The organism is Micropruina sp. (assembly GCF_047602085.1).
Taxonomy (GTDB): Bacteria; Actinomycetota; Actinomycetes; order Propionibacteriales; family Propionibacteriaceae; genus Micropruina.
On record NZ_JASGID010000007.1, the window covers coordinates 474,412 to 486,709 of the forward strand.

Sequence of the window (12,298 nt, forward strand, 5' to 3'; positions counted from 1 at the left end):
GGGCCCGAGGGGCCCCGGCGCTTCGTCGTCGTTACGCACCACAGCGGGCACCGAAGAGAAGGGGGGCAGCATGTTCGAGGCAGCCGAGTCGCTGCGCGGTGAGTTCGCCGAGCTCGAGCGGCAGCTTGCCGATCCGGCCACGCACGCCGACCTCGCCCTGGCCCGCCGGATCGGGCGCCGCTACGCCGAACTCACCCCGATCGTGAAAGGGCTGGCCGAGTACGACCAGCTCACCGGCGACCTGGACGCCGCCCGCGAACTGGCGGCCGACGACGCGTCATTCGCCGACGAGGCGGACGACCTCGCCCAGCGACTCGACGAGGTGACCGCCCGGCTCACCACGCTGCTGGCACCGCGCGACCCGCACGACAGCTCCGATGCCCTGCTTGAGATCAAGTCGGGCGAGGGGGGCGAAGAATCGGCCCTGTTCGCCGGCGACCTGTTGCGCATGTACGCGCGCTACGCCGAGACCCGCGGCTGGAGCGTCGACGTGCTCGACAGCCAGCCGACCGATCTGGGCGGCTACAAGTCGATCACCCTGGCGGTCAAGGCCAAGGGCAACGACCCCGACAATTTTCCCTATGGCGTGCTGAAGTTCGAGGGCGGGGTGCACCGCGTGCAGCGGGTGCCAGTCACCGAGACCCAGGGCCGGGTGCACACCTCGGCCGCCGGGGTGCTGGTGATGCCCGACATCGAAGAGGCCGAGGTCGCCATCGACCCCGACGACCTGCGCATCGACGTGTACCGCAGCTCGGGGCCGGGTGGGCAGGGCGTCAACACCACCGATTCGGCGGTGCGGATCACCCATCTGCCCACCGGCATCGTGGTGAGTTGCCAGAACGAACGCTCGCAGTTGCAGAACAAGGACTCCGCCCTGCGCATGCTGCGGGCCCGCCTGGTCGCCGCGGCCGAGGAGCAGGCCGCTGCCGACGCGTCCGCCGCACGCCGCTCACAGGTGCGCACGGTCGACCGCTCCGAGCGCATTCGCACCTACAACTTCGGCGAGAACCGGATCGCCGATCACCGCATCGGTTACAAGGCGTACAACCTCGACCAGGTGCTGGCCGGTGACCTGGGCGGCGTGATCCAGGCGCTGCAGGCCGCAGACCTGGCCGAACGACTTGAGAGCATCGGGTGACCTCGGTCACCGCCCTGTTGCGCGCCGCCGCGGGCCGGGTGCCGTCGGCCGACGCCCGGCTGCTGCTCGCCGGGGTGCTGTGCGTGCCGCCCTCGCGGCTGCTCACCCACGAGTCGGTGGCGCCCGAGGCAGTCACCGCCTTTGAGACACTGCTGACCGCTCGGGCGGGCGGGACTCCGGTGCAATACCTGATCGGACGCGCGGCGTTCCGGCACGTCGAAGTGGCGGTCGGCCCGGGCGTGTTCATTCCGCGCCCCGAGACCGAGGTGATGACCGGTTGGGCGCTCGATCGGCTGCACGAGGGTTCAGCCGAGCCGGTGGTGGTGGAGCTGTGCGCGGGCTCGGGAGCGATCTCGCTGGCCATCGCCGACGAATACCCCGGGGCTCGCCAGCATGCCGTCGAGCTCAGCGACGAGGCGGTGCGCTATGCCGCCGCGAACCTGGCCGGCAGCGGCGTGGCGCTGGTGCACGGCGACATGGCCGACGCGTTCGCCGAGCTCGACGGCACCGTCGACCTGGTGATTGCCAACCCGCCCTACGTACCACTCGATTCGTTCGACGGCATTCCGGCCGAGGTGCGCGACCATGAGCCGGCCCTGGCGCTGTTCTCGGGGCCGGACGGCCTGGACGCCCTGCGTGTGGTCGCCACCGTTGCGGCCCGCCTGCTGCGCCCCGGTGGCTGGGTGTGTGCCGAGCATGCTGAACTGCAGCACGCGAGCGCTCCGGCGGTGTTCTTGCGGCACGGCGGCTACGACCAGGTGCACGGCCATCGCGACCTGAACGACCGTCCGCGGTTCGTGACGGCCCGGCGCAGCATCGCGGTGGCAGGATGGCCTACGTGAGCGATCCGCGGCTGTTCGACTGCGCCACTCAAGGCGACGAGGCACTGGCCGCAGCCGAGGCAGCGGTGGCGGCGGGGGAGTGCATCGTGCTGCCCACCGACACCGTCTACGGCATCGGCGCCGCAGCCTTCGACGCGGCGGCCGTGCAACGACTGCTCGACGCCAAGCAGCGTGGCCGCGACATGCCGCCGCCGGTGCTGATCGCCGAACCGTCCATGCTGCGCTCGCTGGCCACCGGGCTCACTCGCAGTGGCCTCGACTTGGCCAAGGCGTTCTGGCCCGGACCGCTGACCGTGGTGGTCACCGCGCAACCCGAGTTGCAGCTTGACCTGGGCGACCGCGGCGACACCATCGCGGTGCGGGTGCCCGACCAGGACTTTACCCGGGCCCTGCTGCGCCACACCGGGCCGTTGGCGGTGAGCAGCGCCAACGTCAGCGGCCGTCCAGCGGCTACCACGGTGCACGAGGCGATCGAGCAGCTCGGCGACAGCGTGTCGGTGTACCTTGATGCCGGCCCCGGGTCGGACGCCGTGCCGTCAACCATCGTCGACCTGACTGGCGAGCCGCACATTCTGCGCGCCGGCAGGCTGAGCGCCGACGAACTGGCCAGCATCGTTCCAGGACTGTTCGGCGACGATGCGTGAGTACCTGCTGGTTCTGCTGATCGCGGCCGGGTCCACCTACCTGCTGGCCGGGCTGTGCCGACGGCTCGCGTTCCGCTACAACGCCGTGGCGCTGGTGCGGGATCGCGACGTGCACACCCGTCCGATTCCCTACTTCGGCGGCATCGCCATGCTGTGCGGGCTTGCCGCTGCGCTGCTGGTGGCGAGCCAACTGCCCTGGCTGGGCCGGTTCGATCTGGTGGCCCACGACAGTCGGGCGGTGTTCATTGCCGGCCTGGTGATCTGTGCGGTGGGGGTGCTCGACGACATGTTCGACCTGAACGCCCTGGCCAAGATCGCCGGGCAGATGCTGGCGGCCGGCATCGTTGTGCTGAACGGTGTCAAGGTGTACTGGATTCCGCTGCCCAACACCATTCTCACCCTCGACGACGCCATGTCGATTCTGCTGACCATGGCGCTGATCTTTCTGTGCGTGAACTCGATCAACCTGATCGACGGCCTCGACGGCCTGGCCGCCGGCGTGGTGGCCATCGGGGCGACCTCGTTCTTCGTGTACGCCTACTGGCTCAGCTACGAGCAAGAACTGGTGCGGGCCACCACCGCCAGTCTGATCACCGTGGTCACCGTCGGCATGTGCCTGGGCTTCCTGCCCTACAACGTGCACCCTGCGCGCATGTTCATGGGCGATTCCGGGTCAATGCTGCTCGGCTTCTTGATGGCCACCTCGCTGATCAGTCTGACCGGCCAGCTCGATCCCTCCCAGATCGCTATCGAGGGCACCGGGCTGGCCTTCAACGCCTACCTGCCGCTGATTCTGCCGCTGGCGGTGATGGCGCTGCCGTTGGGCGACCTGATCCTGGCCTACGTGCGGCGGACTATCGCCGGGCGGCTGTGGTTCCAGGCCGACAAGCAGCACTTGCACCACCGGATGCTCGAGTTGGGCCACAGTCACCGGCGCGCGGTGGCGCTGTTGTGGCTGTGGACGGCCGTTCTTGCCTTCGGGGCCATCCTGATCGGCATGGCCACCACCCCATGGGCGATCGCGGCGCTGGCCGCCGGTGTCGCGCTCGCCGCATGGCTGACCTGGAAGCCGGTGAACCGTGCCGCGTGACGTCCGTCCGATCAGTGCCAACGCCCGGCGCGCCCGCCAGTTGATGGCCGGTGGCGCGATGGGCGGCCACATCGTTGCGCTGTTCGTCGTGCCGTTGATGCTCTGGACCCGAGGTCCGTCCGCCGGGTTGAGCGCACTGGTCGCAGCCCTGGCCACCCTCGCCTTCATGGGGCTGGGCCAGTGGGTGCAGGTGCGGTACGCCGACGCGGCCCCGCAGCAGATGATGCTCGCCTGGTTCGTCTCGTATCTGCTCCGGGTGGGGGTTCCCGGCGTGGTGCTGTTCGCCGCCGCAGCCAACCCCGAACGGCTCGCCGGAATGGACCGGTTGGCGGTCGCGGTCACCACGATCTGTGTGGTGGTGGGCTGGTTGGCCGCCGAGATCTGGGTGTTCAGCCGGCTGCGAATACCGGTTTTCGACCCGCCCGACGACACGTCCCACTGAGGCAGTTGCGCTGGCCCGTGCCGACGGCTTGCTGATAGGCTCCCCACGTCATGGAGCAGCAGCGGGGCACCCACGAGACTGTGCGTTCGGGTAACGGTATGAACAGCACTGACGAGGGCGTTCGGTCGGTCAGCTATCTGATCGCGGGAGTGCTCCTCTATGGTGGTGTCGGCTGGCTGCTGGATCGCTGGTTGGGAACCGTTTTCCTCCTTCCGCTCGGCATCGTGCTCGGTGCTGCGGGTGGGGTTTACCTGATTCACCAGCGGTTCGTGCGCAACTCATGACCACGAAAGAGACGACGGAGGTGCTATGGGCCCGGGCCTGATCATCCCGATGGAGGGTAGTGGCGAAGACAGCCACTGGCCGCCCGGGGTACACAGCTTCGACCCACGTCCGCTCTTCCCCGATGCCGGGGTCGACTGGATCAATAATTACCTGTTTCAAAGCGTGCTCGGAGCGTTGCTGGCCGTCGTCGTGTGGTGGTGGCTGGCCCGTGGGCACAAGGCGGTGCCGGGTAAGAAGCAGTTCGTCGGCGAACAGTTGTACAACCTGGTGCGCAACGGCATCGCCCGCGACATTCTGGGCCACGACTACCAGCGGTTCGTGCCATTTCTGCTGGCATTGTTCAGCTTCATCCTGATCAACAACCTGTTCGGCCAGTTCTTCTTCTTCATGCTGCCGACGTTCAGCCACATAGGCTTTCCCTATGCGCTGGCCCTGATCGTGTGGATCACTTACAACGCGGTCGGTATTCGCAAATGGGGGCTCTTCACCTACATCCGGCGCATGTCGCTGCCCGAGGGTGTGCCGTGGGTCATGTGGCCGCTGCTGATTCCGCTGGAGTTTCTGTCGAATTTCGTCGTGCGCCCCGTGACATTGGCCCTGCGACTCTTCGCCAACCTTTTCGCCGGTCACCTGCTGGTGATCGTGTTCATCGTCGGGGGCACCCTGCTGGTGCAGGCCGGCGGCGGTCTCGCTGTGGCGGGGGTCGCTTCGTGGTTGCTGAGCTCGGCTATCTTCGCCCTCGAAATTTTCGTGGCCTGCCTGCAGGCCTACATCTTCACCGTCCTGTCCGCCCAGTACATCTCTTCGGCGCTGGCCGAAGAGCACTGATCGCTTCACCAAACAATCCGAAAGGGAACAACTGATGCTCACGCTCCTGGAGATCTCCGGCTCGCTGAACATGGTCGGCTACGGTCTGGGTGCCATCGGCCCCGGAGTCGGCGTCGGCCTGATCTTCGCCGCCGTCATCAACGGCACGGCGCGTCAGCCCGAGGCTCGCGGTGCGCTGATGGGTACCGCATGGCTCGGCTTCGCCGTGGTCGAGGCGCTGGCCATCATCGGCATCGCACTCGCTTTCGTGCTCTGAGCGCCGACCGATGATTCTCGAAATCAGCTTCGGCCCGCTGATGCCGGCGCTGCCTGAGTTCATCGCCGGCATCGTCCTGTTCATCGTCGTCTGGTTCGGCATCGCAAAGCTCGTCGTGCCGCGGTTCGAGCAGACCTACGCCGAGCGCACCGCGCAGATCGCTGGGGGCATCGAGAAGGCCGAACAGGCGCAGAAAGAGGCTGCCGAGGCGCTGCGGCGCTACAACGAACAGTTGGCCACGGCCCGTGACGAGGCCAGCGCGTTGCGCGAAGAGGCGAAAGCCCAGGGTGCGGCGATTCTGGCTGAGATGCGTAACGAGGCTCAGGACGAGTCCAGGCGCCTGATCGCTCAGGCCACGTCGCAGATCGAGGCCGAGCGAGTGCAGGCCGTGCAGCAGTTGCGTTCCGAGGTCGGTGGGCTGGCCACCACCTTGGCGGGCAAGATCGTCGGAGAGTCGCTCGACGACGACGAGCGCGCTCGGCGCACGGTCGACCGCTTTATCGCCGATCTCGAAGCGAGCAACACGGAGAAGGTATGACCACCCAAGAGGAGGCCAGGCAGAGCGAACTGGACGGTGTGCTGGACGGCCAGCAGGTCGTACCCCAGTTGGCCGCAGAGCTGTTCGCCGTGGTCGACGTCCTCGACCAACAGCCGGCGCTGCGCCGCGTGCTCACCGATCCGGGCATCGAACCCGCCGAGCGGGGCCAGTTGATCGACGCACTGTTCGGCCAGCGCGTCTCGGCCGCCGCGCAGCAGGTGCTGCGCCAAGCCGTCGGGCTGCGCTGGGGCGGCGGCGCGCGGCTGGCCGATGCGCTCGAACGCCAGGCGGTCCGGGCCGCCTTCGCGACCGCCCAGGCCAGTGGCACGCTCGAGAGTGTGGAGGACGAGCTGTTCCGGTTCGGCCGGCTGGTCGACGGCGACGCCGCGCTGCGCTCCGCGATCAGTGACCGCTCGGCACCTTTGAGTGCGCGCACCCAGTTGATCACCGACCTGCTGGACGGCCGTGCCGACGCCGTGACCGTCGAGTTGGCCAAGCGGGCGGTCGCTGCTCGCAGCCGCAGCTTCGACCTGACGCTCGAAAGCTACCTGTCGATCGCCGCCGCTCAACGTGGCCGCGCCCTGGCCCAGGTGGTGGTAGCCCGGCCGCTGACCGACGAACAGCACGACCGGTTGGCCACGGTGCTCGCCGGCCAGTTGGGCCGTCCGGTCAACTTGCAGGTCGTGGTCGACCCGCAGGTCATCGGTGGCGCCCGGGTGACCGTCGGCGACGAGCTCATCGAAGGTAGCGTCTCGGGCCGGCTCGAGAGCGCGCGCCGGCAGTTTCACTGACCCATCTGCACCCGAATCCGCAACCGCACGAACCAGCACAGAACAAGGACCAACACATGGCGGAACTGACCATTCGTCCCGACGAGATCCGGGACGCGCTGCAGAAGTTCGTGGCGAACTTCTCCACCGACACTGCGGCCCGCGAAGAGCTCGGCACGGTGGTGGTGTCGGGTGACGGCATCGCCAAGGTCGAGGGGCTGCCCTCGGCCATGGCCAACGAGCTGCTCGAGTTCCAGAACGGCACCCGCGGCATTGCGCTCAACCTCGACGTCCGTGAGATCGGCGTCGTCGTGCTGGGCGACTCCGAGGGCATCGAAGAGGGCCAGACCGTTAAGCGCACCAACGAGATTCTGTCGGTGCCGGTCGGCGACGGCTACCTGGGCCGCGTGGTCGACGCCATGGGCAACCCGATCGACGGGCTCGGCGCCATCACCGATCTCGACGGGCAGCGTGCGCTCGAGCTGCAGGCGGCCGGGGTCATGGACCGGCAGAGCGTCAAAGAGCCGCTGCAGACCGGGATCAAAGCCATCGACGCCATGACCCCGATCGGCCGCGGCCAGCGCCAGTTGATCATCGGCGACCGCAAGACCGGCAAGACCGCCATCGCGATCGACACGATCATCAACCAGAAGGCCTTCTGGGAGACCGGCGATCCGAGCAAGCAGGTGCGCTGCATCTACGTCGCGATCGGCCAGAAGGGCTCCACCATCGCGTCGCTGCGCAGCGTGCTGCAAGAGGCCGGGGCCATGGAGTACACCACGATCGTGCACGCGCCGGCCTCCGATCCGGCGGGCTTCAAGTACATCGCCCCCTACACCGGCTCGGCCATCGGCCAGCACTGGATGTACGGCGGCAAGCACGTGCTGATCGTCTTCGACGACCTGACCAAGCAGGCCGAGGCCTACCGGGCCATGTCGCTGCTGCTGCGCCGTCCGCCGGGCCGCGAGGCCTACCCGGGCGACGTGTTCTACCTGCACAGCCGGCTGCTGGAGCGCTGCGCCAAGCTGTCGGACGAGCTGGGCGCCGGCTCGATGACCGGCCTGCCGATCATCGAGACCAAGGCCAACGACGTGTCGGCCTACATTCCGACCAACGTGATCTCGATCACCGACGGCCAGATCTTCTTGCAGTCCGATCTGTTCAACGCCAACCAGCGTCCGGCCATCGACGTGGGGATCTCGGTCTCGCGGGTGGGTGGCGACGCCCAGATCAAGGCCATGAAGAAGGTGGCCGGCACGCTGAAGATCGGCCTGGCTCAATACCGTGACATGCAGGCGTTCGCCATGTTCGCTTCCGACCTCGACGCCACCTCGCGGCGCCAGCTCGAACGCGGCGCCCGGCTCACCGAGTTGCTGCGACAGCCGCAGTACACCCCGTTCCCGGTCGAAGACCAGGTGGTCAGCGTGTGGGCCGGCACCAACGGTCATTTCGACGACGTTCCGGTCAACGACGTGTTGCGGTTCGAGAGCGAACTGCTCGACCACCTGCGCCGCTCCACCAGCATTCTCTCCACGATCGCCGAGACCGGTGGCTGGGACGACGACACCGCCAACGCCGTGGCCAAGGCGATCGCCGACTTCAAACGGCAGTTCACCACCAGCCAGGGCAAGCCGCTGGCGCAAGAGATGGGTCACAAGCCGCTGAAAGACAAGGACATCGGCGTCGAGACGATTCAGACGCAGAAGGTCTGATCGATGGCAGCCAGCTTGCGTGAACTGCGACAGCGTCGAAAGTCGGTTGCAGCCACCCAGAAGATCACCCGCGCGATGGAGTTGATCGCGGCGTCCCGCATCATCAAGGCGCAGCGCGTCGCTCAGGAGGGTGAGCCGTTCATCACTGAACTCATCCGGGCCGTCTCGGCCGTGGCCACCTACAGCCACGACGAACACCCGCTGACCGCGGAGCCCCAGCAGGTGCGCCGGGTCGCGATGATGGTGATCACCTCCGACCGTGGCATGAACGGCGCCTATTCGGCCAACGCGATCAAGACCGCCGCCCGGCTGCGCGAGCGCCTCGAGCGCGAAGGCGTCGAGGTGGTCCGGTATGCCGTGGGGCGCAAAGCCATCGCCTACATGAATTTCCGAGGCCTGCCGATCCGGCAACAGTGGGAGGGATTCTCCGACTCGCCGACGTTCGCGCACGCCCAAGAGATCGCGGACGCCCTGATCGCCGACTTCATGACGCCCTACGAAGAGGGGGGTGTCGACGCCATCTACGGTATTTACACCCGCATGGAGTCGATGCTCGTTCAGAATCCCAGGGCCAGGCGGCTGCTGCCCCTTGAGGTGGTCGAGGGCGTGCACGTGCCCAACGAGGGCGAGTTACTGCCGCTGTACGAGTTCGAGCCCGACGGTGAGACGGTGCTGGACGCCTTGCTGCCGATGTACGTGCGCAGCCGGGTGTGGTTCTACCTGTTGCAGTCGGCGGCTTCACAGTTGGCCAGCCAGCAGCGGGCCATGAAATCAGCCACCGACAACGCCAAGCAACTGATCGAGCGGCTGACCCGCGAGGCCAACCAGGCCCGGCAGGCCGAGATCACCCAGGAAATCAGTGAAATCGTCGGTGGCGCGGGCGCGCTGGCCGATGCCGCCGCCCAGGACTAGGGCTCGAGAGACGAGAGTGGATCAATGACCGTGACACTGGACACCAACAACACCGACACCGAAGCCTTGGGTGGCGTCGGCCGCGTCGCGCGCGTGATCGGCCCGGTGGTCGACGTGGAGTTCCCGGCCGACCAGATGCCCGACATCTACAACGCACTGCTGGTCGACATCGACACCGGTGCCGAGAAGCGCACGATCTATGCCGAGGTGGCCCTGCACATCGGCGACAACATGGTGCGCGCCATCTCGCTGAAGCCGACCGACGGCATGCGCCGCGGCAGCAAGGCCGTTGACACCGGGCGTCCGATCTCGGTGCCGGTGGGCGACGTGACCAAGGGCCGGGTCTGGGGCGTGACCGGCGAGTGCCTCAACGAAGACACCGCATCGGTCGAGATCACCCAGCGCTGGCCGATTCACCGCGCCGCCCCCAAATTCGATCAGCTCGAGCCCAAGACCGAGATGCTCGAGACCGGCATCAAGGTGCTCGACCTGCTCACGCCCTACGTGAAGGGCGGCAAAATCGGCCTGTTCGGCGGTGCCGGCGTGGGCAAGACGGTGCTCATTCAAGAGATGATTTACCGCATCGCGCACACCTTCGGTGGCACGTCGGTGTTCGCGGGCGTGGGCGAGCGCACCCGTGAGGGCAACGACCTGATCCACGAGATGATCGAGGCCGGCGTCATGAAAGACACCGCCCTGGTCTTCGGCCAGATGGACGAGCCGCCGGGCACCCGGCTGCGGGTGGCGCTGTCGGCGCTGACCATGGCGGAGTACTTCCGCGATGTGCAGAACCAGGACGTGCTGCTGTTCATCGACAACATCTTCCGGTTCACCCAGGCAGGTTCTGAGGTCTCCACGCTGCTCGGACGGATGCCGTCCGCGGTGGGCTACCAGCCGAACCTGGCCGACGAGATGGGTCAGTTGCAGGAGCGGATCACCTCGACCCGGGGCCACTCGATCACCTCGATGCAGGCGATCTACGTGCCCGCCGACGACTACACCGACCCGGCACCGGCCACCACCTTCGCGCATCTGGACGCAACCACCGAGCTGTCGCGTGAGGTTGCCTCCCGTGGCCTGTACCCGGCGGTCGACCCGCTGACCAGCTCAAGCCGCATTCTTGATCCGCAGTTTATCGGCGATGACCACTACAACACGGCCACTCGGGTGAAGCAGATTCTGCAGCGCAACAAAGAACTGCAAGACATCATCGCCATTCTGGGTGTCGACGAGTTGTCTGAAGAAGACAAGATCTTGGTCGGACGGGCGCGCCGCATTCAGCAGTTCCTGAGCCAGAACACCTACATGGCCACCAAGTTCACCAATGTTCCGGGCTCGACCGTGCCGCTGGCCGACACCATCGCGTCGTTCAAGATGATCTGCGACGGCGAGGTCGACCACATCGCCGAACAGGCGTTCTTCAACGTCGGCGGCATGGACATGGTGATGGAGAACTGGGAACGCTTGCAGAAGGAGGGCTGATCGTGGCCGAGGGCGACACGCTGTTCGTCGAGGTGGTCGCCGCCGACCGCAGGGTCTGGGAGGGCGAGGCACTGTCGGTGATCGCCCGCACCCTGGAAGGCGACATCGGCATTCTGCCGAACCACGAGCCGGTGCTGGCGTTGCTGGCGCCCAGTGCCGCCGAGGTGCTGACCGCCGACGGCAAGCGTGAGGTGATCGCGGTCGACGGTGGCTTCATCGCCGTGTCGGAGAACCGGGTTTCGCTGCTCAGCCAGTATGCGCGGTTGGCGCACGAGATTTCGCTTGAGGAGGCCGAGCGCGAACTGCTGGAGGCCCACAAGAAGCGCAATCAGGGTGACAACAGCGACGAGACCCGCCAGCATCATGATCGCGCGATCTCGCAACTGGCCGCCGCCAAGAGGGCCGATCGGGCCAACTGAGCGAAAAGGGAAGACACCGTGGGCACCGTGCTTCAGGCTGCTGAAGTGGCACTGATCACGGTGGCCGCCGTGCTGATGCTAGCCGTCGCATGGTTGTGGCTGCGCCGTCGCTGGTTGTCGCGTGCCGGTGCCACGTTCAGCTGTAGCTTGCGCCGCCGTCCGTCGACTCCGAGTTCCCGTTGGGTGCTCGGAGTCGCTCGTTATCGGGACCATGAACTGGAATGGTTTCCGTCGTTCTCGCTGTCTTTGTGGCCCGACCTGTGCTTCGATCGCGGCGAGGTGCGGGCGGGGGAGCAACGGCTTCCCACCCCGGCCGAGGCGGGGCTGCTGCTCGACAGCCAGCGCATTCTGGGCCTGGACGGGCCGTCGGGCGACGTCGAGCTGGCCATGGAGACCGATTCGCTGACCGGCCTGCTGAGCTGGCTCGAGGCGGCCCCGCCGGGGATGCGCTATCGGTTGTCGCCGACTTCGCCCGAGTAACGCCGGGCGTTGTTGTGGGGCGGGGGTCGATGGCGGAGTGGGCTCCCGGTTCTGCTCATGGCGTGGGTGCGCCTGCACCGCTGGCTGAGCCTCGATCGCTTGTCTACAGTGGCGAGGCGCTGGTTGAGTTTGTCGAAACCCCGCGCCAGGAGCGTATCTGAGGTCTCGACACGCTCGACCAGCGAGAGCAGCGATCACTTGGCCCATAGCTGGTTGAGCTTGTCGAAACCCCGCGCCAGAGCGTGATGACCGAGGTCTCGACACGCTCGACCAGCGAGAGCAGTGATCACTTGGCCCATAGCTGGTTGAGCTCGTCGAAACCCCGCGCCAGAGCGCATCTGAGGTCTCGACACGCTCGACCAGCGAAGGATCAGCGTATTCCTGGGCCTCGATCCAGCGGGTTGGTTGAGCGTGTCGAAACCACTGACAGCGGGGCCATCTTCGAGTCAGGCCCTTGGTG

15 protein-coding genes are annotated in these 12,298 nt (G+C 66.9%); all 15 read left to right on the forward strand.

The genetic code is table 11. The features are described 5' to 3' along the window. Positions 1–70: 70 nt before the first annotated feature. Genes prfA through QM721_RS14730 form a run of 15 tightly spaced genes read left to right on the forward strand, consistent with a single transcriptional unit; the run spans position 71 to position 11,838 of the window. Positions 71–1,138, forward strand: coding sequence for a peptide chain release factor 1 (gene prfA / locus QM721_RS14660; RefSeq protein ID WP_415123281.1), 1,068 nt, complete (start codon positions 71–73; stop codon positions 1,136–1,138). Continuing rightward, positions 1,135–1,980 carry a peptide chain release factor N(5)-glutamine methyltransferase gene (gene prmC, locus QM721_RS14665; RefSeq protein WP_415123283.1) on the forward strand — a complete coding sequence of 282 codons (846 nt, stop codon included), beginning with the start codon at positions 1,135–1,137 and terminating at the stop codon, positions 1,978–1,980. The genes prfA and prmC overlap by 4 nt, the downstream gene beginning before the upstream one ends. Beyond that, entirely contained in the window at positions 1,968–2,624 is a 657-nt protein-coding gene (locus QM721_RS14670; protein ID WP_415123285.1) for an L-threonylcarbamoyladenylate synthase, read from the forward strand. Before prmC ends, QM721_RS14670 begins: the two co-directional genes overlap by 13 nt. After that, on the forward strand, positions 2,617–3,714 hold the full coding sequence (locus QM721_RS14675) for a glycosyltransferase family 4 protein (protein WP_415123287.1): 1,098 nt from the start codon (positions 2,617–2,619) through the stop codon (positions 3,712–3,714). Before QM721_RS14670 ends, QM721_RS14675 begins: the two co-directional genes overlap by 8 nt. Next, positions 3,704–4,156: a hypothetical protein gene (locus QM721_RS14680; protein ID WP_415123289.1), complete on the forward strand. Its 453-nt coding sequence runs from the start codon at positions 3,704–3,706 to the stop codon at positions 4,154–4,156. Before QM721_RS14675 ends, QM721_RS14680 begins: the two co-directional genes overlap by 11 nt. 50 nt (positions 4,157–4,206) lie before the next feature. Beyond that, positions 4,207–4,440: an AtpZ/AtpI family protein gene (locus tag QM721_RS14685; RefSeq protein ID WP_415123291.1), complete on the forward strand. Its 234-nt coding sequence runs from the start codon at positions 4,207–4,209 to the stop codon at positions 4,438–4,440. Between the two features lie 25 nt (positions 4,441–4,465). Further along, complete coding sequence (gene atpB / locus QM721_RS14690) at positions 4,466–5,269, forward strand: F0F1 ATP synthase subunit A (RefSeq protein ID WP_415123293.1); 804 nt, start codon at positions 4,466–4,468, stop codon at positions 5,267–5,269. A gap of 34 nt (positions 5,270–5,303) precedes the next feature. Then, positions 5,304–5,525: an ATP synthase F0 subunit C gene (atpE, locus tag QM721_RS14695; RefSeq protein WP_415123295.1), complete on the forward strand. Its 222-nt coding sequence runs from the start codon at positions 5,304–5,306 to the stop codon at positions 5,523–5,525. 10 nt (positions 5,526–5,535) lie between these two features. After that, the gene (locus tag QM721_RS14700) at positions 5,536–6,063 is read left to right on the forward strand and encodes a F0F1 ATP synthase subunit B (protein WP_415123297.1); all 528 of its coding nucleotides are present in this window, start codon (positions 5,536–5,538) and stop codon (positions 6,061–6,063) included. Next, positions 6,060–6,854, forward strand: a complete 795-nt coding sequence (locus tag QM721_RS14705) for a F0F1 ATP synthase subunit delta (RefSeq protein ID WP_415123299.1) — start codon at positions 6,060–6,062, stop codon at positions 6,852–6,854. The genes QM721_RS14700 and QM721_RS14705 overlap by 4 nt, the downstream gene beginning before the upstream one ends. A gap of 56 nt (positions 6,855–6,910) precedes the next feature. Further along, complete coding sequence (atpA, locus tag QM721_RS14710; RefSeq protein WP_415123301.1) at positions 6,911–8,545, forward strand: F0F1 ATP synthase subunit alpha; 1,635 nt, start codon at positions 6,911–6,913, stop codon at positions 8,543–8,545. A 3-nt stretch (positions 8,546–8,548) separates the two neighbouring features. After that, the gene (locus tag QM721_RS14715) at positions 8,549–9,457 is read left to right on the forward strand and encodes a F0F1 ATP synthase subunit gamma (protein WP_415123303.1); all 909 of its coding nucleotides are present in this window, start codon (positions 8,549–8,551) and stop codon (positions 9,455–9,457) included. Between the two features lie 24 nt (positions 9,458–9,481). Further along, a complete protein-coding gene (atpD, locus tag QM721_RS14720) occupies positions 9,482–10,939 on the forward strand; it encodes a F0F1 ATP synthase subunit beta (RefSeq protein ID WP_415123305.1) in 1,458 nt (485 codons plus the stop codon). 2 nt (positions 10,940–10,941) lie between these two features. Then, positions 10,942–11,358 carry a F0F1 ATP synthase subunit epsilon gene (locus QM721_RS14725; RefSeq protein WP_415123307.1) on the forward strand — a complete coding sequence of 139 codons (417 nt, stop codon included), beginning with the start codon at positions 10,942–10,944 and terminating at the stop codon, positions 11,356–11,358. 18 nt (positions 11,359–11,376) lie between these two features. Next, the gene (locus tag QM721_RS14730) at positions 11,377–11,838 is read left to right on the forward strand and encodes a DUF2550 domain-containing protein (protein ID WP_415123309.1); all 462 of its coding nucleotides are present in this window, start codon (positions 11,377–11,379) and stop codon (positions 11,836–11,838) included. The last annotated feature ends 460 nt before the right edge of the window (positions 11,839–12,298 follow it).